This window comes from Pseudoalteromonas undina, from assembly GCF_000238275.3.
Classification (GTDB): Bacteria; Pseudomonadota; Gammaproteobacteria; order Enterobacterales; family Alteromonadaceae; genus Pseudoalteromonas; species Pseudoalteromonas undina.
The window spans coordinates 599353-622399 of the sequence record NZ_AHCF03000002.1 but is presented as its reverse complement, the minus strand read 5'-3'; the positions used below and the strand labels follow the sequence as shown (position 1 = coordinate 622399).

Annotated in this window: 15 protein-coding genes, 2 tRNA genes and 3 rRNA genes; 4 read left to right on the top strand and 16 right to left on the bottom strand. The window is 42.2% G+C overall.

What is annotated here, in order from left to right:
* Positions 1-9: 9 nt before the first annotated feature.
* The 5 genes from gspG to gspC form a co-directional block, all read right to left on the bottom strand.
* Complete coding sequence (gene gspG, locus PUND_RS03490) at positions 10-432, bottom strand: type II secretion system major pseudopilin GspG (RefSeq protein WP_010393008.1); 423 nt, start codon at positions 430-432, stop codon at positions 10-12.
* A 70-nt stretch (positions 433-502) separates the two neighbouring features.
* Positions 503-1738 carry a type II secretion system inner membrane protein GspF gene (gene gspF, locus PUND_RS03485; RefSeq protein WP_010393005.1) on the bottom strand — a complete coding sequence of 412 codons (1236 nt, stop codon included), beginning with the start codon at positions 1736-1738 and terminating at the stop codon, positions 503-505.
* Between the two features lie 2 nt (positions 1739-1740).
* Positions 1741-3306, bottom strand: a complete 1566-nt coding sequence (gene gspE, locus PUND_RS03480) for a type II secretion system ATPase GspE (RefSeq protein WP_010393003.1) — start codon at positions 3304-3306, stop codon at positions 1741-1743.
* Positions 3299-5362, bottom strand: coding sequence for a type II secretion system secretin GspD (gene gspD / locus PUND_RS03475; protein ID WP_010393000.1), 2064 nt, complete (start codon positions 5360-5362; stop codon positions 3299-3301). The genes gspE and gspD overlap by 8 nt, the downstream gene beginning before the upstream one ends.
* Before the next feature lie 23 nt (positions 5363-5385).
* Positions 5386-6330, bottom strand: a complete 945-nt coding sequence (gspC, locus tag PUND_RS03470) for a type II secretion system protein GspC (RefSeq protein ID WP_010392999.1) — start codon at positions 6328-6330, stop codon at positions 5386-5388.
* Positions 6331-6526: 196 nt separating this feature from the next.
* On the opposite strand from gspC, the gene hslR reads away from it, so the two are divergent.
* On the top strand, positions 6527-6949 hold the full coding sequence (gene hslR, locus PUND_RS03465) for a ribosome-associated heat shock protein Hsp15 (protein ID WP_010392996.1): 423 nt from the start codon (positions 6527-6529) through the stop codon (positions 6947-6949).
* A 12-nt stretch (positions 6950-6961) separates the two neighbouring features.
* Positions 6962-7807: an Hsp33 family molecular chaperone HslO gene (gene hslO / locus PUND_RS03460; RefSeq protein WP_008113427.1), complete on the top strand. Its 846-nt coding sequence runs from the start codon at positions 6962-6964 to the stop codon at positions 7805-7807.
* Here hslO and PUND_RS18425 read toward each other — a convergent pair.
* Positions 7804-7932 (bottom strand): hypothetical protein, encoded by a 129-nt coding sequence (locus tag PUND_RS18425; protein WP_010392991.1) that lies wholly within the window; start codon positions 7930-7932, stop codon positions 7804-7806. The genes hslO and PUND_RS18425 overlap by 4 nt on opposite strands.
* A gap of 138 nt (positions 7933-8070) precedes the next feature.
* On the opposite strand from PUND_RS18425, the gene PUND_RS03455 reads away from it, so the two are divergent.
* Positions 8071-9609 carry a phosphoenolpyruvate carboxykinase gene (locus PUND_RS03455; protein ID WP_010392990.1) on the top strand — a complete coding sequence of 513 codons (1539 nt, stop codon included), beginning with the start codon at positions 8071-8073 and terminating at the stop codon, positions 9607-9609.
* Positions 9610-10290: 681 nt separating this feature from the next.
* Here PUND_RS03455 and rrf read toward each other — a convergent pair.
* The 6 genes from rrf to PUND_RS03425 all read right to left on the bottom strand — a co-directional run bounded on the left by rrf (position 10291) and on the right by PUND_RS03425 (position 17062).
* Positions 10291-10405, bottom strand: a 5S ribosomal RNA gene (gene rrf, locus PUND_RS03450).
* Between the two features lie 136 nt (positions 10406-10541).
* Positions 10542-13425, bottom strand: a 23S ribosomal RNA gene (locus tag PUND_RS03445).
* Between the two features lie 298 nt (positions 13426-13723).
* Positions 13724-13799 (bottom strand) — tRNA-Ala (locus tag PUND_RS03440).
* Between the two features lie 111 nt (positions 13800-13910).
* Positions 13911-13987, bottom strand: a tRNA-Ile gene (locus PUND_RS03435).
* Positions 13988-14063: 76 nt separating this feature from the next.
* A 16S ribosomal RNA gene (locus PUND_RS03430) occupies positions 14064-15599 on the bottom strand.
* The 16S, 23S and 5S rRNA genes sit together here with 2 tRNA genes alongside, the layout of an rRNA operon.
* Positions 15600-16204: 605 nt before the next feature.
* Entirely contained in the window at positions 16205-17062 is an 858-nt protein-coding gene (locus PUND_RS03425) for a tetratricopeptide repeat protein (protein ID WP_010390954.1), read from the bottom strand.
* 109 nt (positions 17063-17171) lie between these two features.
* Between PUND_RS03425 and PUND_RS03420 the strand changes: the two genes are divergently transcribed.
* Complete coding sequence (locus tag PUND_RS03420; RefSeq protein WP_010390953.1) at positions 17172-18482, top strand: M20 metallopeptidase family protein; 1311 nt, start codon at positions 17172-17174, stop codon at positions 18480-18482.
* A gap of 28 nt (positions 18483-18510) precedes the next feature.
* Here PUND_RS03420 and PUND_RS03415 read toward each other — a convergent pair whose 3' ends face one another.
* The 4 genes from PUND_RS03415 to pomA form a co-directional block, all read right to left on the bottom strand.
* A complete protein-coding gene (locus PUND_RS03415) occupies positions 18511-20451 on the bottom strand; it encodes a DNA topoisomerase III (RefSeq protein ID WP_010390952.1) in 1941 nt (646 codons plus the stop codon).
* A 71-nt stretch (positions 20452-20522) separates the two neighbouring features.
* Positions 20523-21011 carry a hypothetical protein gene (locus tag PUND_RS03410; protein WP_010390951.1) on the bottom strand — a complete coding sequence of 163 codons (489 nt, stop codon included), beginning with the start codon at positions 21009-21011 and terminating at the stop codon, positions 20523-20525.
* A 155-nt stretch (positions 21012-21166) separates the two neighbouring features.
* Entirely contained in the window at positions 21167-22087 is a 921-nt protein-coding gene (locus PUND_RS03405) for a flagellar motor protein MotB (RefSeq protein WP_010390949.1), read from the bottom strand.
* A gap of 2 nt (positions 22088-22089) precedes the next feature.
* On the bottom strand, positions 22090-22857 hold the full coding sequence (pomA, locus tag PUND_RS03400; RefSeq protein ID WP_010390948.1) for a flagellar motor protein PomA: 768 nt from the start codon (positions 22855-22857) through the stop codon (positions 22090-22092).
* Positions 22858-23047: the final 190 nt, after the last annotated feature.

Below are 23047 nucleotides of genomic sequence, written 5' to 3'. Positions count from 1 at the left end.
TAATGCCCATTACTGCTTATCTTCACCCCAGTTACCAATATCATCCTCAGTAGCCGGTTCGCCATCAGGCCCCATTGAAAAAATATCAATTTTACCTACTTCACCTGGGTAAATAAGTTGGTAAGGGTTGCCCCATGGATCTTCTGGCAATTTACTAATAAAACCGCCATCAGGAAAACGCTTTGGGATAGGCTCAATGCTGGTTTTAGTTACCAACGCCTCAAGCCCTTGCTCTGTACTCGGGTAGCTTTTATTTTTTAACTTGTAAAGGCTAACGGCATCTTCTAACTGCTGAATATCTAAATGCGCTTTATCAATAGCCGCTTCTTCTTGCTGACCCATAATATTAGGTGCCACAATCGACATGATCATCCCGATGATAACCAATACCACCATCACTTCTAATAAAGAAAAACCTGATTGTTTATTCACGTTATTACCTCGTTATTCTAAAAACACTAAACAAAAATGATTTAAGTAAATCATTAATATAAAAAAATAATTAAAGGCCAACAGCCTTATTCATTGCCATAATTGGCTGCAAAATTGCCATTACTATAAACAGTACAATGACTGCCATAGAGGCAATCATTGCGGGTTCTAATAATTTTAATGACACATTGACCATACTTTCAAACTCGCGATCTTGATTGTTAGCGGCTCGCTCTAACATTTGCTCAAGTTCACCAGACTTTTCACCACTGGCTATCATATGCAGCATCATTGGTGGAAACAACTTAGTTTGCTGCAGTGAAGCACGTAGGCTTGCCCCTTCACTTACTCTTTCTGCGGCATCAGCCACAGCTTGTTTGATTTTTTCGTTAACTAATACCCCACCAGAAATACGCATTCCTTCTAGTAGCGGTACTGAACTTGACGATAAAATACTTAAAGTACGAGCAAAGCGCGCTGTGTTAATCCCTCTAGCAACTTTACCTATGCCTGGCATATGTAATACTTTTGCATCCCACCAAAACCGTACCTTAGGTTTTTTAAGCGCATACTTGATTCCAACCGCGGTAGCGGTGATCACCAGTAAACTTATAAACCAGTAATTTTGCACAAAATGACTACCTGCCATAACCCACTCGGTAGTCCAAGGTAAAACTTGTTTGGTTTTTTCGAACGTTTTTAATATTTTAGGTACTACGGTACCTAATAACACCGAAACAATACCAATAGCAAACACCACCAAAATAATCGGATACACCATAGCCTGCGTAATTTGACTGCGCATATGTTGGCGCTGCTCAGTATAATCAGCTAGCCTGTTGAGCACTTGATCTAAGTGACCTGACTTTTCACCTGCCGCCACCATAGCGCGGTATAAATCGTCAAATACATGCGGAAACTCACTCATACCGTCAGCCAGGGTATAACCTTCCACTACTTTAGAGCGCACCGACATTAACATACGTTTTAAGCGTGGTTTTTCACACTGCTCAGCAACCGCCATCACCGCCCCTTCTACAGGAAGGGCAGACTGAATTAAGGTTGCAAGCTGACGAGTGATCAAAGCGAGATCGGCAGTTGATATGGTTGGTTTAAATAAAGAACCGAGTAAAGGAGCTTTTTGACCTTTAACTTGTTTGTCATCTTGCGCAGCAGGCACCACCTCAAGTGGTGTGAGCTTTTGATCGCGCAGAAGCTGACGAACTTGCTTAGCTGTATCGGCTTCTAAAATACCTTTTTTTTCTTTTCCCCGGCCATCTAATGCGCGGTATTCAAACGCTGCCATAGCTAGCCTTCCTCACGCGTTACGCGCAGTACTTCTTCAAGCGTTGTTTTACCTGCAAGAACACGGCTGCAGCCATCTTGACGAATGCTTGGGCTGTGCTTACGAATGTATTTCTCTACGCTTTGCTCACCTTTACCGCTGTGGATCATTTCACGAATGGTTTCGTCGACAACTAATAACTCGTGAATACCAGTACGACCTCGGTAGCCATTAAAGTTACACTCTTCACATCCTACCGCGCGGTAAATCGTCGGTGCATTGTCAAACGGTACGCCGAGTAATTCACATTCACGCTCATCTGCAACGTGACCTTCTTTACAGCTATTACATAGAGTACGTACTAAGCGCTGGGATAACACCCCCAGTAATGAAGACGATAATAAAAACGGCTCAACGCCCATATCTTCCATACGAGTGATTGCACCTGAGGCGGTATTAGTATGTAACGTAGACATAACTAAGTGGCCAGTAAGTGATGCTTGCACACCAATTTGGGCTGTTTCTAAATCTCGTATTTCACCGACCATAACTACATCAGGATCTTGACGTAAAATGGCGCGCAGACCACGGGCAAAGGTCATATCAACCTTGGTATTAACCTGTGTTTGGCCAATGCCAGGAATTTCATACTCGATTGGATCTTCAACCGTTAAAATATTGCGATCCCGCGAGTTAATTTGGCTCATACCTGCATATAGGGTGGTACTTTTACCAGAGCCTGTAGGGCCTGTTACTAAGATTATACCGTGAGGCTTGCTAATTAAGTCGGCAAACAGCTCTCGGTTTCGAGCTGTCATACCTAAGTCTTCTAAGTTTAAACGTGCATTGTTTTTATCAAGCAAACGCAGTACCACGCGCTCACCAAAGCTCGATGGCATAGTCGACACACGCACATCTACAGCGCGCCCAGCTATACGTAAACTAATACGGCCATCTTGCGGTATGCGTTTTTCTGCAATATCGAGTTTGGCCATTACTTTAATACGCGATACCAGCAAAGAGGCTAGTTTACGATTAGGCTTTAGAACTTCTTTGAGTACGCCATCCACTCGAAAACGAATAACCAGCTCTTGCTCAAATGTTTCAATGTGGATATCAGAGGCACCTTCTTTAATTGCCTCACTGAGCATGGCATTAATCAGCTTTATAATTGGCGCATCGTCGTCACCGGCAAGTAAGTCTTCAGTTTGAGGTAGCTCATCAGCTAGTGAGAATAAATCAACCTCATTACCAATGTCTTCCATCATTTGCTGAGTTTCTGAGCTATCACGTTGATACGATGCTTCTAGTAATAGCTCAAACTTATCATCTTCTAGTTGCTCAAGTGTAAAGCCATGTCCTGCAATACGGCGCACTTCTAATAATACATCAACATCCAACTCGCCACGGTAGTAAACAACTCGGTTATCCTTATGTTTACTAAGTAACGCACCCACTCGTCTGGCATATGAAAACGGCAAACGTTTTGCAGGCAGTTCAATTAAGTCATCTTGAGCAAGCTGTTCATCATTACTGTGAGTAATTGGATGAACAACATCTTGATTAATATCTTCTATCGCATTAGTCATCATTACGCTCTTGTGCATTTTGTTTGCGTAAATGCTCTTCGTACGTAGGAGGTAGCACTAGTTCGTCATTCCACTCAGGTAAAATAGGCGTGTCTGACTTTGGCATCAAATTAATACCATCTTCACGTTTTTTAAATTGCTCGCCGCGAATAAAGTTATATTTATTAAAGCTAAGTTTATTCATGCTAACGCCATCGCGAATAATGGTCGGTCTTATAAATACAATAAGATTACGCTTACGCTTCGTTGTATTAGTTGACTTAAATAAGTGCCCTAAAATAGGGATGTCGCCTAGTAATGGTACTTTTGACACGCTTTCTTGCACATCTTCATCTATCAAGCCGCCTAATACCACCATGCCGCCATCATCGGCCATCACGGTTGTTTTAATTGCGCGTTTATTGACTGAAATATCAACTGCCGTTGCACCACTTACACTGGAAACTTCTTGCTCAATGGTTAATTGCACTGCAGAACCATCGTTAATTTGTGGTGTCACTTTAAGTTTTATACCCACTTCTTGACGCTCAACCGTTTGAAATGGATTTTCATTGTTACTACCTGTTTGTGAACCGGTAATAATAGGCACTTCTTGACCAACTAAAATAGACGCCTCTTCGTTATCCATAGTGGTAATAGATGGAGTCGCTAGGATATTAGAATTAGTATCGGTAGATACTGCTTGTACGATTGCACCCCAGTCATTTTTAATTACACCCATAGCTAACCCATTAATACCACCAAGTAATGACGCAAGCGGGCCGTAATCGCCTTCAGTTGTTTCATCATATTTGGTGACAGTACCTGATTCAGTACCAATAATGTTTTTAGTCACCGTTTTATCACGGGCTTGCTCAGCCGCTACGGCTAAAGAGCCAACAGGTACTGTTGTACCGTTGTTAAATTGCAGCATGCCGCCTTCTTCTGAAATCCATTGCAGGCCAAAGTTAACGCCATCGCCTTCCATTACTTCAATAATAATGGCTTCCACTAGTACTTGTGCGCGGCGAATATCTAAGCGCTCAATAACAGATTCTAGTGAACGCATAGTATCTGGCTGGGCGGTAATGACTAATGAATTTGAATCTGGGTGAGCTTCAATGCTAGTGTCGTTTTTATTACTACTACGTGATTTAGTAGCTCCACCTTGCGTGTCCTCTGCTAGCGATTTGCTCACACCTTGGAGTACTTTTACTAAATCTTCGGCCTTTGCGTAGTTGAGGTAAAACACTTTAGTATTACCTTGGCTTTCCAGTTCGCCATCTAAACGTTTAATGAGCTCAATGGCCCGTGTCCGTGCTTGGCCTTCACCACTAACAATCACACTATTAGTACGACCATCAGCCACCACTTTAGGAATTAAAAACTCAGGTACGCTACCCTTACCACTGTCTTTGTATATATTCTCTACTACAGAGACAACATCATCAGCCGTTGCGAACTTAAGCTTAACGATATCGACTCGCTTATCACCCGCTTGGTCAACAGAGCGAATAATTTCTACTAAGCGGTTAACCGAGGCTGCATGACCAGTTAGCATCATTACGTTGGCCGCATTAAAGTTAGCAACGTGACCGCCGTCTTTTTGGTCGCTAAATTGGCGAACTAAAGGGCCTAACTCTTGTACGCTTACATTTTTAACTCGCACAACCCGTGTAATCATCATATCGCCAAGCGCTTGGCTATCAGCAGTAATTAATGGCACGTTTGATTTTTTAGCATCTGAGCTTTTTTCTATCTTTATTATGTTGTTATCCATTTCGACGGCTGAATAACCGTAAACTTCTAAAACATTTAAAAAGAATTGATAGTAAAGTGCCTCATCCATTAATTCGTAACTACGTACATTTACTTTGCCACGCACGTTAGGATCAATAATGATGGTTTTATTAAGGTTTTTGCCAACAATATTAATAAACTCATTAATATCTGTGCCCTTAAAGTTAGCAGCGTATTCAACAGCAGCAACCGACATAGAAAGACTTGCCGCTAAAAAAAGTGCTGCATACTTAGCTAACCCTTTTTTAATTTTTTTGAGGTGTAGCACCTGAACCATTATGTTAAAACTCCAAAGCTAAGTTATTGCAGACTAAATAGTACATCTATTTGCTCACCATCACGCTCTATTGTGATAGTTGCATCTGTACTGTTTCGCAGCTCATTCATTGCTGCCATTGCCTGTTTTAAATCTGTTAATTGATAACCGTTAATTGCCACGGCTAAATCGTTATTTTGTAATCCCATTTGTTTAAATAGTTCGGGCTCTTTACCTGGACTCAAACGATAACCTATAAGTTCCCCATCATTCATCGCTTGAGAAACACGTATATAATCAAATAGCTTGCCAGGTTCTTCTAAAAGCTCTTCGCGAGTTTCTATTAATGCTTCTTTCACCTCAAGGTTGGCAGTGGCATCAATTTGTTCATCGCTTTGTGCTGAAGGCGCTAAAGGCCCCATTTCAGACTCATCTCGCGCAGCGAGTACCGGCATAGACACTGTTTTAGTAAAGTCGAGCCCATCAAGCATTAAGGTTTCAAAGCGACCACTTACATCTAGAATCACACGATCTGGGAGTATTTGCGATACTTTTGCACGTGTACCTTGCACCACATCCTCTACTAAATAACTCGTCTGGCGACCTTGCGACTCAATAATAGCCATTCCCGCCTTATCATCATTACTAACAGCAACGATACCGGTTAAATTAATACTAAGACGCGTTTCAGGGGCATTATTAATGACTTTAGTTTGCGAAGCAGTATTGGTGTTTTTTGTTACATTTACTTTACCAAATAAAAATTGCTCAATGATCGAATCTACAGACTGGTTATTGCCACCCACAGCTTGGTTAGAATAGCTGATAGGGGCAAGAGGAGATGTTACTGGCTGCGGCCATAATAGCCACATCAGTTTTGATAATAAAAATGCAATATAAACAACAACTAAAACCATAACCATTGCGCTTAATTTCGCATGCGGTAAACGGTTTAATAACTGCTTAAATTGTTGAACGTGCTGTTCCATAGGTAGTGTTCTTATTTTAATTTATAACGAAATCACTCAGCCATAGTACCTTTTCATTTTTCATTCAACAAGCACGCTAATATTAAACTTTGTAAACAGATTAATTTATTTATCGTATCAGCTATCAAGCAATAGCTACATGCGGTAACGGTTTCGTGATAATTTACCTAGGCAGTAAATTTACTAGGGATGTTTTATGACAAAGAAAACTAAACTCAATGACAGCTCAGAAAACGCTGACGCACTTAAAGTGAGGTTGGACAAATGGTTATGGGCGGCTCGATTTTATAAAACGCGTGCAATAGCTCGAGAAATGGTACAAGGCGGCAAAGTACATTATAATGGGCAACGCAGTAAGGCTAGTAAAATTGTAGAAATTGGCGCAGTTATAAAGCTAGCTCAAGGCGTTGATGAAAAAACCATCACAGTATTAAATATACTTGAAAAGCGCCAAAGCGCCCCCATTGCACAGACCATGTATCAAGAATCTGATGCTAGTATTGCTAAGCGTGAAGAAAATAGTATTGCACGCAAAAATAACAGTTTCTTTGCTCCTCATCCGGATAAAAAACCAGATAAAAAGCAAAGGCGCGAACTTTTAAAAATGAAATCAAGTTAGGTATAGCCGCTCATGCAACAAGATTTACTTCACCGCTATTTATTTGACAACCTCGATGTTCGTGGCGAACTCGTACAAATAGACAACGCTTACAATGAAATGATTGCGAAACACAATTATCCAGAGCCCGTTAAAGCATTATTAGGTGAGCTGCTTGTTGCAACCTGTTTATTAACAGCAACGTTAAAGTTTGAAGGCGAAATTGCAGTTCAACTACAAGGTGATGGCCCCGTAAAATATGCGGTGATCAATGGTGATGATCAACAAAATATGCGTGGTATTGCGCGATTACAACATGAAGTTACTGGCTCAACGGTAAAAGAGCTCATTGGCCAAGGCTACATGGTTATCACGATTACTCCAACTCAAGGTGAGCGTTACCAAGGTATAGTACCTTTAGAGCATGATACATTAAGTGAATGTATAGAAAGCTATTTTGAGCAGTCTGAGCAATTAAAGACGCGCCTTTGGTTTGCAACCGATACTGAAGAAGGCTGCGCCAAAGCATGTGGGCTATTTTTACAAGTGCTACCTGTAGATAAACAAAAATCGATTGAAGATTTTGCTCACTTAGAAGCACTCAGCAATACTATTAAAGATGAGGAGCTACTAGAGCTTGATGCCAACACTATTCTAACGCGCCTTTATCATGAAGATAACCCACGCGTATTTGACCCTCAACCAATTCAATTTAAATGTGGCTGTAATCGCGAAAAAACGATGACAGCTTTAGTTAATGTTGGTCAACAAACGCTTTTGGATGATGTCGAAAAAAATGGTGAGATTAAAATTAGCTGTCATTACTGTTTAAAAGATTATGTATTTAACGAACAAGATATAAAAAGTATATTTAATTAATCTAGCTTTTTAAAACACACTATAAAATAGCCATAATTATTTATGGCTTTTTTGTGCCCAAAAAATGACACCGGTATCACAAGCTGAGCATTTTTCATGACACCGGTATCATTGAAATTATTCATGTTTTTTCCTTAATTTATATGTTTTTACGGCGTTTATAAGCTCGAATATCCTTAATCCATCTGTTACTATATTTGCAGCTTAAAGGTTACTAAGACCCAGAGCTATCCCGTTCAATCTCACACAATTTAGGTATAAACATGACTTCAAGCGCTACCCGTTTTGTCGATCTAACTGCAGCTGAACTTGTCGAACACGCTATCAGCCGTGGCGAAGGGACTTTAGCCGCCAATGGTGCTTTTGTAGCTAACACTGGTCGTCGTACCGGTCGTTCTCCAAAAGATCGTTTTATTGTTCAAGAATCAAGTACTGAAAATGAAATCCAATGGGGTAATGTAAATCGCCCATTCGATGCAGATAAGTTTGACGCCTTATGGGCACGTGTAGAAGCACATGTGCAAAGCAACGACCACTTTATCTCTCACCTTGAAGTAGGCGCTGATCCAGAGCACTACCTTCCAGTGGTTGTAACAACAGAAACTGCTTGGCACCATATCTTCGCTAAAAATATGTTCATCCAACCACAATCATACAACAAAGCCGACTTTCCTCAGTGGCAAGTAATGAACGTACCTTCGTTTGTATGTGATCCAGAGCGCGATGGTACCAATAGCGATGGCACAGTTATTATTAACTTTGCACAACGTAAAGTGTTACTTGCTGGCATGCGCTACGCGGGTGAAATGAAAAAATCGATGTTCTCTGTGCAAAACTTCCTACTACCAGCGAAAGGTGTATTACCAATGCACTGTTCTGCTAACGTAGGTGAAGCAGGAGATACCGCATTATTCTTTGGTTTATCTGGTACAGGTAAAACAACATTATCAGCAGATCCAACTCGCTTCTTAATCGGTGATGACGAGCACGGCTGGGCACCAGGTAGTGTATTTAATATCGAAGGTGGTTGTTACGCTAAATGTATCGACCTTTCTCAAAAGAACGAACCTGTTATCTGGGATGCTATTCGATTCGGTACAATTTTAGAGAATGTGGTACTTGATGAAAACCGTGTGCCTGATTTCAACGATACCAGCCTAACTCAAAATAGCCGTGCAGCTTACCCACTAGAGCACGTTGAAAAACGTAAAGTTGAAAACCGCGCAGGTGAGCCTAAGGCTGTTGTTTTCCTAACATGTGATGTGAGTGGTGTACTACCGCCGGTATCTGTACTAACCGAAGAAGCTGCAGCATTTCACTTCCTAAGTGGCTACACAGCAAAAGTAGGCTCTACAGAAATTGGTTCTACTAGCGATATTGAATCAACATTCTCAACCTGTTTTGGTGCTCCTTTCTTCCCACGTCCTGCAGGTGTATACGCAGAGCTTCTAATGAAGCGTGTACGTGAATTCGGCGCTAAAGTTTACCTAGTTAACACTGGATGGACAGGTGGCCCTTACGGTATTGGTAAGCGTTTTGATATTCCAACAACACGAGCTGTTGTGGATGCAATCGTATCTGGAAAATTAGCCGGTGTAGAAACCCAACACATTGACGTGCTAAACCTAGACGTACCAGTTGCAGTACCGGGCGTAGATAGCAAGCTTCTTAACCCAATCAATACCTGGGAAGACAAAGCTAAATACGCAGAGTATGCGGCTAAGCTAGCATCTGATTTCACAGAAAATTTTGCTAAATACGACGTATCTGACGAAATTAAAAACGCAGGCCCTAAAGTTTAAAAATCACCTTTAGCCTGATAATTAAAACGCCAACCTTGAGTTGGCGTTTTTGATCCTATCTATTTTACTTCAGCAACGTAGTTACTTTAATAATTGCTGATAAGCCACCTATTAGCTAAAACGTTTCCCTATGTTTTGTGCATTTCTTAATAAAGGCTCACCGAGTGCCTATTAAGCTTTAAAGTAGCAGTTACTAGTTTGTATATCTCAAATTAAACGCTATTAAACTATGTCACATTAGTACAGTTACGGGTTGTCATCAGCAATGAAACAATACTGTAGGGTATATCTGTCCAATACCTCACTCTTTACCCTGTTAGAGCACATCAAACAACACTAGCTATTACTGGTAAACTCCTACGATCACAAGAAGGCTCAAGTCATTCGAGTCTTGCTTGCTTTTGGAGTAAGTGTGCTACTTCGTAGTGACCGCGCAGTAAAATATCGTAGTGCCTACAGCGCTAGAGAGCCACATAGCAAGGTACATTTAATTTTTTTAATGGGTTTCATTGGCTCTGAGGTTAACGTTACGCTATTTTGCCCATGGGCTTCGTGATACTCAACCCACGCTACGATGGTCAGGTTAACGCTGTGCAGCTGACGGCTGACGGCTAATACTTTCACTTTCCTGCAGACGTAAAAAAGCCCGACTCTTTCGAATCGGGCTTTCTCTTATTTGGAGCCTGGTAATGTCCTACTTTCACATAACAAATGCTACACTATCATCGGCGCTGTTTCGTTTCACTACTGAGTTCGGCATGGGGTCAGGTGGGTCCAAAACGCTATTGTCACCAAGCAAATTTGGTGTCAGTCCGTATCGCTACGTACTAACTAAAATTTGGAATTTCTGATAATAAAGTCTTCAAGTATCTACTTTAGTCTATTAACTTCTTCGCTTGTTTCACTATCACATAAAACGCGTTTGGCGTTGTATGGTTAAGCCTCACGGGTAATTAGTACAAGTTAGCTTAATGGCTCACACCACTTCCACATCTTGCCTATCAACGTTGTAGTCTTCAACGGCCCTTCAGAGACTTTAAAAGTCTAGTGAGAACTCATCTCGAGGCCTGCTTCGCGCTTAGATGCTTTCAGCGCTTATCAGTTCCGAACGTAGCTACCGGGCAATGCCATTGGCATGACAACCCGAACACCAGCGGTTCGTTCACTCCGGTCCTCTCGTACTAGGAGCAACCCCTCTCAATTCTCAAACGCCCACGGCAGATAGGGACCGAACTGTCTCACGACGTTCTAAACCCAGCTCGCGTACCACTTTAAATGGCGAACAGCCATACCCTTGGGACCGACTTCAGCCCCAGGATGTGATGAGCCGACATCGAGGTGCCAAACACCGCCGTCGATATGAACTCTTGGGCGGTATCAGCCTGTTATCCCCGGAGTACCTTTTATCCGTTGAGCGATGGCCCTTCCATTCAGAACCACCGGATCACTATGACCTACTTTCGTACCTGCTCGACGTGTCTGTCTCGCAGTTAAGCTGGCTTCTACCATTACACTAACCGTACGATGTCCGACCGTACTTAGCCAACCTTCGTGCTCCTCCGTTACTCTTTGGGAGGAGACCGCCCCAGTCAAACTACCCACCAGGCACTGTCCGTAACCCCGATTCAGGGGCCAACGTTAGAACATCAAAACTACAAGGGTGGTATTTCAAGGACGACTCCACCAAAACTAGCGTCTCTGCTTCAAGTCTCCCACCTATCCTACACATGTAGGTTCAATGTTCAGTGCCAAGCTGTAGTAAAGGTTCACGGGGTCTTTCCGTCTAGCCGCGGGTACACAGCATCTTCACTGCGATTTCAATTTCACTGAGTCTCGGGTGGAGACAGCGTGGCCATGGTTACACCATTCGTGCAGGTCGGAACTTACCCGACAAGGAATTTCGCTACCTTAGGACCGTTATAGTTACGGCCGCCGTTTACCGGGGCTTCGATCAAGAGCTTCTCCGAAGATAACCCCATCAATTAACCTTCCGGCACCGGGCAGGTGTCACACCGTATACGTCATCTTGCGATTTTGCACAGTGCTGTGTTTTTAATAAACAGTCCCAGCCACCTGGTCACTGCGGCTCCAATCAGCTTAGAGAGCAAGTCTCATCACCAATCGGAGCGTACCTTCTCCCGAAGTTACGGTACGATTTTGCCTAGTTCCTTCACCCGAGTTCTCTCAAGCGCCTTAGTATTCTCTACCTGACCACCTGTGTCGGTTTGGGGTACGATTCGGTATAATCTGAAGCTTAGAGGCTTTTCCTGGAAGTATGGCATCAGCAACTTCATCACCGTAGTGACTCGTCTCGTGTCTCAGCCTAACAGCAACCCGGATTTACCTAAGTCGCTAGCCTACACACTTTCACATGGACTACCATCGCCATGCTTGCTTAGCCTGCTCCGTCCCCCCATCGCAATTATACCAAGTACGGAAATATTAATCCGTTTCCCATCGACTACGCCTTTCGGCCTCGCCTTAGGGGTCGACTTACCCTACCCTGATTAACATGGGATAGGAACCCTTGGTCTTCCGGCGTGCGGGTTTTTCACCCGCATTATCGTTACTCATGTCAGCATTCGCACTTCTGATACGTCCAGCATACCTCCCGGTACACCTTCAACCGCTTACAGAACGCTCCCCTACCACTCAGAATAAATTCTGAATCCGCAGCTTCGGTGCATAGTTTAGCCCCGTTACATCTTCCGCGCAGACCGACTCGACCAGTGAGCTATTACGCTTTCTTTAAAGGATGGCTGCTTCTAAGCCAACCTCCTGGCTGTCTGGGCCTTTCCACATCGTTTCCCACTTAACTATGACTTTGGGACCTTAGCTGGCGGTCTGGGTTGTTTCCCTCTTCACGACGGACGTTAGCACCCGCCGTGTGTCTCCCGGATATTACTTTACGGTATTCGGAGTTTGCAAAGGGTTGGTAAGTCGGGATGACCCCCTAGCCTTAACAGTGCTCTACCCCCGTAAGTATTCGTCCGAGGCTCTACCTAAATAGATTTCGGGGAGAACCAGCTATCTCCCGGTTTGATTAGCCTTTCACTCCTAACCACAGGTCATCCCCTAACTTTTCAACGTTAGTGGGTTCGGTCCTCCAGTTGATGTTACTCAACCTTCAACCTGCCCATGGCTAGATCACCGGGTTTCGGGTCTATACCTTGCAACTATTCGCCCAGTTAAGACTCGGTTTCCCTACGGCTACCCTAATCGGTTAACCTCGCTACAAAATATAAGTCGCTGACCCATTATACAAAAGGTACGCAGTCACCCTCGAAGGGCTCCTACTGCTTGTACGTACACGGTTTCAGGTTCTATTTCACTCCCCTCACAGGGGTTCTTTTCGCCTTTCCCTCACGGTACTGGTTCACTATCGGTCAGTTGGGAGTATTTAGCCTTAGATGATGGTCCACCTATATTCAGTCAAAGTTTCACGTGCTCCGACCTACTCGATTTCACTTAAAATGCGTTTTCATGTACGGGACTATCACCCTGTATCGTGGCACTTTCCAGAGCCTTCCATTAACACATAATAAGCTTAAGGGCTGTTCCGATTTCGCTCGCCGCTACTATCGGAATCTCGGTTGATTTCTTTTCCTACGGGTACTTAGATGTTTCAGTTCTCCGCGTTCGCCTCGTTAACCTATGTATTCAGTTAACGATACCTGCAAGCAGGTGGGTTTCCCCATTCGGAAATCCTAGTCTCAAGTGCTTTTTACTAGCTTGACTAGGCTTATCGCAAGTTAATACGTCCTTCATCGCCTCCAACTGCCAAGGCATCCACCGTGTACGCTTAGTCACTTAACCATACAACCCAAACGGGTCTTTGTTTTGTGACAGTTTAACTTCGCCAGAAGTTAATATTGAATACTAAAGTAGATACCAATTAATCCGAGGATTAAATTGGCACTGAATGATACTGCTATCATTCTTTTTTACTTTTGAAAACTCTGTACAAATAACAATGTTATTCATACGAATTTTATTATCAGCTTTTCCAAATTTTTAAAGAGCAGAGAATCAAAAACTTCTCAAAATTAAACACACTCTATTCTCAGGTGATTGTGCTACCCGATAAAAGAATATTTATTTTTAAGAAGTAAAGTGGTGGAGCTAAGCAGGATCGAACTGCTGACCTCCTGCGTGCAAGGCAGGCGCTCTCCCAGCTGAGCTATAGCCCCACATATGCTGGTCTTACTGTTTGTATACCGACTTCTTTTTAAGACAAAGCGTAAGTTGAGGCCGTTTAGTTTACTAAACAACGAAGCTTACAACGAAGTATTAAGAAGAAGTGGTGGGTCTGAGTAGATTTGAACTACCGACCTCACCCTTATCAGGGGTGCGCTCTAACCAGCTGAGCTACAGACCCAAACAATAAGTGTTGTTCTCTTTACAATTAACAATCATCTGTGTGGACACTACGAACAAATAAGTTCTAAATCGTATAAGGAGGTGATCCAGCCCCAGGTTCCCCTAGGGCTACCTTGTTACGACTTCACCCCAGTCATGAATCACTCCGTGGTAAACGTCCTCCCGAGGGTTAGACTATCTACTTCTGGAGCAACCCACTCCCATGGTGTGACGGGCGGTGTGTACAAGGCCCGGGAACGTATTCACCGCGTCATTCTGATACGCGATTACTAGCGATTCCGACTTCATGGAGTCGAGTTGCAGACTCCAATCCGGACTACGACGCACTTTAAGTGATTCGCTTACTCTCGCGAGTTCGCAGCACTCTGTATGCGCCATTGTAGCACGTGTGTAGCCCTACACGTAAGGGCCATGATGACTTGACGTCGTCCCCACCTTCCTCCGGTTTATCACCGGCAGTCTCCTTAGAGTTCTCAGCATTACCTGCTAGCAACTAAGGATAGGGGTTGCGCTCGTTGCGGGACTTAACCCAACATCTCACAACACGAGCTGACGACAGCCATGCAGCACCTGTATCAGAGTTCCCGAAGGCACCAAACCATCTCTGGTAAGTTCTCTGTATGTCAAGTGTAGGTAAGGTTCTTCGCGTTGCATCGAATTAAACCACATGCTCCACCGCTTGTGCGGGCCCCCGTCAATTCATTTGAGTTTTAACCTTGCGGCCGTACTCCCCAGGCGGTCTACTTAATGCGTTAGCTTTGAAAAACAGAACCGAGGTTCCGAGCTTCTAGTAGACATCGTTTACGGCGTGGACTACCAGGGTATCTAATCCTGTTTGCTCCCCACGCTTTCGTACATGAGCGTCAGTGTTGACCCAGGTGGCTGCCTTCGCCATCGGTATTCCTTCAGATCTCTACGCATTTCACCGCTACACCTGAAATTCTACCACCCTCTATCACACTCTAGTTTGCCAGTTCGAAATGCAGTTCCCAGGTTGAGCCCGGGGCTTTCACATCTCGCTTAACAAACCGCCTGCGTACGCTTTACGCCCAGTAATTCCGATTAACGCTCGCACCCTCCGTATTACCGCGGCTGCTGGCACGGAGTTAGCCGGTGCTTCTTCTGTCAGTAACGTCACAGCTAGCAGGTATTAACTACTAACCTTTCCTCCTGACTGAAAGTGCTTTACAACCCGAAGGCCTTCTTCACACACGCGGCATGGCTGCATCAGGCTTGCGCCCATTGTGCAATATTCCCCACTGCTGCCTCCCGTAGGAGTCTGGGCCGTGTCTCAGTCCCAGTGTGGCTGATCATCCTCTCAAACCAGCTAGGGATCGTCGCCTTGGTGAGCCATTACCTCACCAACTAGCTAATCCCACTTGGGCCAATCTAAAGGCGAGAGCCGAAGCCCCCTTTGGTCCGTAGACATTATGCGGTATTAGCAGTCGTTTCCAACTGTTGTCCCCCACCTCAAGGCATGTTCCCAAGCATTACTCACCCGTCCGCCGCTCGTCAGCAAAGTAGCAAGCTACTCTCTGTTACCGCTCGACTTGCATGTGTTAGGCCTGCCGCCAGCGTTCAATCTGAGCCATGATCAAACTCTTCAATTAAAAAGTTTTATGTCTTTCGACAGCTCAATGAATTCTGAATTTATTTAATATCTTTCGATATTGAATTGACTGTGCTGCAATTCCTACCTAAGTAGTTATTGCTGTTGGTCACTCAGTTTCAATTGAGACTCTAAATTTGTTTGCCTCACTTAGTAAACTAAGCTTGGCTGTTAGAACTCAATCTGTACGAGTGCCCACACAGATGATTGCTTTATATTGTTAAAGAACGTTGCGATTAAAGCGTTAAACTTTATCTCGCTAGGGCTGCGCATATTACGCTTTCCTATTTTTTTGTCAACACTTAATTTTGTTAAACTCGAAAGTTTTCAGAACTAAGTTTTACTCGACTCACTGAGTAGCTCGTGCCTCGCTATGCGTTGGCGTTCCCTGTCTCAGTGGGGTCGCATTATAGGGCTAATCGATTTTAACGCAAGCGTTTTTAAACGCTTTTTTGCATTTAATTTTTACCCCAAAGATACCCCACCTAGGCACACAAGATACTCACAAAACCCTGTGGATAACCTTGCTTTTACCCTACTATCCTAACGCAGAAACAAAAAAGCACCTTAACATAGGTGCTTTTTATAGAGAGTTTATCTTAATCGTTAATACAAAATGCTATAAAGCTTGCGACGATATTTAGCAGCTAGCGCATCGCCATCTGGTAAAGACGCAATAACAGCCAAGAAGTTTGGCTTAGCCTCATCAAAATTCAGATCTTTCTTAAGAATAGTAAAGAGTGCTTCTAATGCTTCTTCTTTCCTTCCTGCTTCATTGAGTAGGTTACTTAGCTCCATTTGTAATTCAAGCTCATTAGGATGCTTGGCTACCCTTTCTTGCAATGCTTTTATTTCAGGTGAATCAGTTGCCTCTAGTGCAGCCTCACATTTAGCTTTAATGTTATTAAAGTATGCATCTTGATCTTGTGCGTCTATTGTTTCTATTAATGCTGCGGCTTCATCGAGTTTGTGAATCTGTATACATATATCTGCAAGCACTAATTTAATTCTCGCATTACTACTATCTAATTCATACGCTTGCTTAGCATAATTAAACGCGGCATTTAAATCACTATTAACCAGTGCTTGCTTGGCTTGCTCTAATAAAAGGTCTTGTTGTGCAGGTAAGTGTTTAGATAGGGCATCACGTACTTGGCTTTCTGTTTGTGCACCCGCTAATACATCAACTGGAGCTGAGTCTTTTAATAACACTAAGGTAGGCAAAGTTTGTAAACCGACTTGCTGGGCAAGTTGCGAGGCCAAAGCTTGCTCTGCATCACAATCTAAGTTTGCAACAACTATATAGTTATTATATTCGGCGGCTAGCTTATCTAAAATAGCTGCTTGGCTAATACATTCTGGGCTTTGTGGCGAAAAAAAGTTCAGTAGTACTAACTTTTGTTGTGATGTTTCACCTAATACTTGCTGAAGGTTTTGTGCGTTAAGATTAACTTTATTGCTCATTGAGTTATTGCCATGTTCATCTATTTAGGTTTTTATATGGTGATGAAGATAATAATTACAAGCCATATATTTAAATCATTTAAATACATTATAAGGTAGCGAGGGAAATATGAAATTAGTATATGCGAGTGCACTGTGTTTATTAGTTAGCCCATTATTAAGTGCGCAAACACTCAAGTTGGATCTTAATAAAAGTATGCCAGCAATAGAAAAGCTTTATCTAGATTTACACCAGTCACCTGAACTGTCTTATCATGAGCAACAAACAGGTAAAAAAATAGCTTCGCAGCTTCAAAAGCTTGGGTTTGATGTAACCAATAGCGTTGGCGGTTATGGCGTTGTAGGTATATATAGAAATGGCCAAGGCCCCACCGTTATGATTCGAACTGATACTGATGGCTTACCAATCACAGAACAAACAGGAAAAGCATACGCATCAACTGTTACCACAGTAAATGAACAAGGTAGCAAAGTCGGTGTTATGCATGGTTGTGGTCATGATATTCATATGAGTTCATTTATAGGCACCGCGCAACAACTAATTAAAAATAAACAGTCGTGGCAAGGTACTTTAATGATGGTTGCGCAACCAGCTGAAGAAGTTGGGGGTGGTGCAAAAGCAATGCTAAGTGAAGGGTTATTTAGTAAATACGCAAAACCTGATCATATTATTGCTTTACATGTTAGTGCCAGCGTACCGGCAGGAAAAGTTGCTCTGAAAAATGAGTACACTATGGCAAGCGTCGACTCAGTTGATATTTCCATAAAAGGTAAAGGAGGCCATGGAGCCTATCCACATACGACTGTTGACCCTGTTATTATTGCTGCTCGCACCATTTTAGCATTACAAACAATTACGAGTCGGGAGTTATCTCCTCTTGAACCATCAGTGATCACTGTTGGATCTATCCATGGCGGCTCAAAACACAATGTAATTTCTGATGAAGTAAAGCTACAACTTACTCTGCGTAGCTATAACCCGGAAGTTAGAAACGCGCAAATTGCTGCGATTAAACGTATTACTGCAGGTATTGCACAAAGTGCAGGTCTAGAAAAAGCGCTCTACCCAGAAGTGTATGTTCATGAAAGTGAATCGATTCCATCTACTTACAATAATCCGGAGCAAACAAATATAGTTAGGAGTGCCATTGCTGATGCAATTGGTGTAAAAAATGTACTTGAAACTAAAGCTGTTATGGCTGGTGAAGACTTTGGACTATATGGTAGAACAGATGAAAACATCCCCATTACTTTATTTTGGTTAGGCGGAGTTAACCAACAGCAATATACAAATGCGATGAAAAATAACGAAACACTCCCTTCATTACATTCAAGTAAATTTGCTCCCGATTATAAAGTAGCGCTTCAAACAGGAATAACTGCAATGAGCAATGCCGCTGCGGCATTATTCAATCAATAATCTTCAAGGTTATTTTCAAGCCCTGAGTTTAATTTACCGCAGGGCTTTTTTTGTAACTCGACTTTTTATACGGCGCTTTCTTTGTACGTTTAGCAAAACGCTTCTTAGGCGATGTTTTTGGCAAATGTGCAAATACATTACTATCGCAGTTAGTTGCTTGGCTTACAAAATTAGTTAAATCAGCTAGCAAAGGCTGTATAAATTGCTGATAACTCATTGCTTGCTGAGCGATATCTCCTAAACTCGACTCCCATTTTGCAGTTAAATCGGGGCTTGATAACCCCTCAGGTAATACACTAATTAGTGCCAGACCTGTTTCAGTTGCTTTAATTGCTTTTCCTTCACGTTTTAAAAAGCGACGTTTAAATAATAGTTCAATGATACCTGCGCGAGTGGCTTCAGTACCAAGGCCATCTGTCTCTTTTAATATTTTTTTGATTTGCGAGTCTTTTACATAACGGCTAATTCCCGTCATAGCAGCAAGTAAGGTTGCATCGGTAAAATGAGCAGGAGGAGTTGTATGCTTCTGCACCACCTCACCTTTAGTACAGGTAAGTACCATGCCTTTTTCCAAATAAGGCAACGTTGCTTCTTCTTTAAGTTCTGACTTACCCATAAGCAATTTAAAACCCAAGTCTACATCTTGTTTTGCATTAGCTTTGAATAAACCACCCGCTATAGTTACCTCTACCTTGGTTTCGTTATAAATGTAATCGGGATAAAACTGAATTAAATAGTGTCGACTTATTAACTGATAAATTTTTTCTTCATCACTTGCTAAACTCACAGTTTTTAACTGTTTAGCTGTTGGTACAATCGCGTGATGAGCTGCTACTTTTGTATCGTTAAAACATTTACTTCGTTTTTTTGCATCTGCTCCATTAACAAATTCTGCTTTTTGGCCTCCATTTACTGCAATCGCTTTTAGTATCGCAGCTGCATCTTGGTGATGATCTTTTGGTAAATAACGATTATCTGAGCGTGGGTAAGTAATTAACTTATGACGTTCATATAAAACCTGGCAAGTATCGAGCACTTTTTGCGCTGGCATTCCGAACGCTTTAGCGGCATCTATTTGTAAAGCAGACAAATTATAGGGAAGCGGCGCTGTTTGTTTTTTTTGCTTTTGCTCAAGAGCGGTTACGCTTGCTGGTTGATTAGCGATACGTGAAGTTACATTTTCAGCTAAAGCTTTGTTAAGCACTCTGCCCTCTTCATCTTGATAAGGTTCACACGCTTTACTTGGTATCCACTTAGCAGTAAATGATTGCTCCTTAGGTGTATCAAGGTGAGTAAGTACTTCATAAAATGGTTTTGATACAAAATTTGCTATCTCGTTATCGCGATTAACTACTAGGCCCAAAATGGGTGTTTGCACTCGCCCAACCGACAATACATTACCAAATCCCGCTTTTTGCCCCGCTAATGTGTATGCACGCGTCAAGTTCATGCCAAACAACCAATCAGCACGAGACCGCGCCAGAGCAGAAACGCTCAAAGGAATAAAGTCACGGTTAGCACGCATACTATTTAGTGACTTTTTAACTGCCGTTAAGTTTAAGTCACTGATCAATAAACGCTGAATATTTTGTTTTTTTGCTTGGTTGATTTTTGCTTGTTCTATAACTTCATCAACTAATAACTGGCCTTCACGGTCAGGATCGCCAGCATGTACAAGTATTGTTGCTTGTTTGATTAGCTTTTTTAAAATAGTGAGTTGTTTACGAGTTTTAGGCTTTGCTTTAAGTTGCCAATGCTCAGGCACAATAGGTAAATGTTCAAACTGCCACTTTTTAAAACGCTCATCATAGTCATCGGGTTCTGCTTGCTCGAGCAAATGACCTATGCACCAAGATACGCAATCACCATTTGCCACTTCAATATAACCATCATGCTTTTTATGCGGTTTAGGAAGTGCGTCTGCAATAGCGCGACCCAAAGAGGGTTTTTCAGCAATATAAAGTTTCATAATCTAGCTCTAACACTGTTTATATAAACAGTAGTCTAGCATATCATTTTAAACGAGGGGTATTTTTGTCGTTATAAGCTTAAAGCTTTATTTCGCTTATTAACAAAAATATATAAAAGCGGTAGATAACATATAACAACAGTAGCGATATTTATTAAGGGCATAAACGTTTGATACATAACAGTACTATACGACAAATCCCAAAGGTGGCGATCTACTAAACGAAATAATTGCAGAATAGGGGCAGCAATAACCACAAGTTGGCCAAGTACACATTGCCACAAATGCACTTTATCTTTCAAACCCAAATAAGCAATCAGTGCCATCCAAGTAATATCTGTTAATGCCCATACAAGATAACGGTATACATAAATACCATCATCAAACGCCATTAAACTTGAGTAAGTTATAGTACCAAATAAGAAAAAAGCAGCGGTAATAGCAGCAAACCTTAAGGCTAAATAATCCTTAAGGATAAAAAACAACAAAATAGCTGGGGTCAGAATAAGAACCCAGCTTTTACTTAATATACTGACGAAGTACAAAAACCATTCAGGCAAACTAAAAAACCTTACTTAACTTTTTTATCTTCGTCTGTACCATCGCCATTACCAGGCATACTACAAAATTTATTTAACATGCTCACTCCACTTTTAATTACATCTGTTAAGAGAAATGCATTCTATGCTAAAAAAGGGGACAAAACCAATAAATTCTATCTAATATCAATAGGATCTGATTCTTTCGCCTTGCCTTGTAAAATTGATATTTCTACCCGGCGGTTACGTCTTCGATCTTCTCGGGAATCATTCGGCACTAAAGGTCTGGTTTCTGCACGCCCAACGACCATCATTCGGGTCTTATCAAAACCAGCAACTTTTTGCAGTTCACTTGCTACCGCAACAGCTCGTTTAGAGGATAAATCCCAGTTATTAATATAAAGTTCATTAGAAACTTGAAAGTCATCAGTGTGACCGGAGACGGTGATTTCACCTGGCACATCTTTTAATAACCGGCCAATATCCTGAATGATAGGTTTAAACTGGGGTTGTAAAAACGCACTGCCCGATGGAAACGAACCATTTTCTCTAATACGAATAATGATTTGCTGACCTAATGACTCAAGCTCAATAGCTCCATCAATAATTTGCTTTTCAAGCTGTTGTGCAATTTTTTTAACTAAGTCATTTATTTGCTCTTGATCGGCAGCAGAAACTGAAGGCGCTGAAGCAACTTCCTCAGAGGTGCTGCTAGACTCACCACCTCGTTTTTCGCCGCGTTGTTCTTGCCGTCCGCCAGCTGAGCTTTCATCGCCCGCCTGAAACTCTAGCATTTGCTGAGTCATTTCAACTGTTTGTTGCTGAATAGTTTCAATGGGGGTTGGCTCAGGTTTACCTGGAGTAAACTCCATCGCAATAACTGAGGTGCCTTTTGGAATATCTTTAACTTCAATTTTATTTTGTACACCAAAAGCAAACTTCATAGAACCTGCAATTTGCTTAAATTTAAGCACATCCATTTCAGAAAACGCGAGTAAGAGTACAAAAAAGCACATTAATAGCGACATTAAATCGGCAAATGTCCCCATCCATGCAGGTAACCCTGGGGGTGGGCATTTACACTCTTCATCAGACATAACTATTCCTCAGTGTTTACCGCGCGTTTAGACTCAGCCAAATAATTTTTCAAGATCCCTTCAATTACTTTAGGATTTTGGCCATCTTGGATGCCTAATACCGCATCCAAAATAAGTCGCTGGTTCATTGCTTCTTCATCTTTACGCAATTCAAGTTTGACCTGAATAGGAATGGCGACAACATTCGCCAAAAATGCCCCATACAACGTTGTTAACAAGGCTACCGCCATGGCTGGGCCGATTGCTTTTGGATCATCCATATTTGATAACATAGCCACCAAGCCGATTAATGTACCAATCATCCCCATTGCGGGAGCAATATCACCTAGCGACTTAAATAAGCTTGCGCCCATTTCATGACGAGTCGTCGTCAGGGAAATATCTTTTTGTAATGTTGCACGCACTACATCCGCATCATGTCCATCCACGAGCATATCAACGCCTTTGCGCATAAATGGATTTGGAATTTCAGCCTCTTCCAATGCTAGAAACCCGCCTTTTCGGGCAGAATCTGCTAGCTCAACCGCCTTTTCAATTAACGCTTCAGGGGGTTCAATTTTAAACATAAACGCTTTAGCACAAACCTTACCAATGCCTAAAAATTGCGACATAGTAAAATTGGATAAAACGATAAAAAGGGAGCCACCAAATACAATAACCACTGAAGGGGTATTGTAAAACATACCGACTTCACCGCTACTACTCATAAACATGGACATGACAATTAAGCCAATTGCGCCAAGGATCCCAATAATGGTTGCTAAATCCACATTCCCTCCAAAGGTTTTATATTTTTTCTTCGCAAGCGTTGTTATTAAATGTATATCGGCAAGATACTGAAATACTTAAGTGATTTTTATGATAAACGATAAAATTACGATTAGTCCTATTTTAGATCAACATAGGGAATCAATCTAACTAATCAGAATTTATAATTTAAAAAATAACGCTGAAGCGCAG

Coding starts and splice junctions, on each gene's coding strand:
- gspE (WP_010393003.1), bottom strand. CDS start 3,306: ATGACTAATGCGATAGAAGATATTAATCAAGATGTTGTTCATCCAATT.
- PUND_RS03425 (WP_010390954.1), bottom strand. CDS start 17,062: ATGAGCAATAAAGTTAATCTTAACGCACAAAACCTTCAGCAAGTATTA.
- PUND_RS03405 (WP_010390949.1), bottom strand. CDS start 22,087: ATGTCTGATGAAGAGTGTAAATGCCCACCCCCAGGGTTACCTGCATGG.
- gspC (WP_010392999.1), bottom strand. CDS start 6,330: ATGGAACAGCACGTTCAACAATTTAAGCAGTTATTAAACCGTTTACCG.
- PUND_RS03455 (WP_010392990.1), top strand. CDS start 8,071: ATGACTTCAAGCGCTACCCGTTTTGTCGATCTAACTGCAGCTGAACTT.
- hslO (WP_008113427.1), top strand. CDS start 6,962: ATGCAACAAGATTTACTTCACCGCTATTTATTTGACAACCTCGATGTT.
- gspF (WP_010393005.1), bottom strand. CDS start 1,738: ATGGCAGCGTTTGAATACCGCGCATTAGATGGCCGGGGAAAAGAAAAA.
- PUND_RS03415 (WP_010390952.1), bottom strand. CDS start 20,451: ATGAAACTTTATATTGCTGAAAAACCCTCTTTGGGTCGCGCTATTGCA.
- PUND_RS03420 (WP_010390953.1), top strand. CDS start 17,172: ATGAAATTAGTATATGCGAGTGCACTGTGTTTATTAGTTAGCCCATTA.
- gspD (WP_010393000.1), bottom strand. CDS start 5,362: ATGGTTCAGGTGCTACACCTCAAAAAAATTAAAAAAGGGTTAGCTAAG.
- PUND_RS18425 (WP_010392991.1), bottom strand. CDS start 7,932: ATGAATAATTTCAATGATACCGGTGTCATGAAAAATGCTCAGCTTGTG.
- hslR (WP_010392996.1), top strand. CDS start 6,527: ATGACAAAGAAAACTAAACTCAATGACAGCTCAGAAAACGCTGACGCA.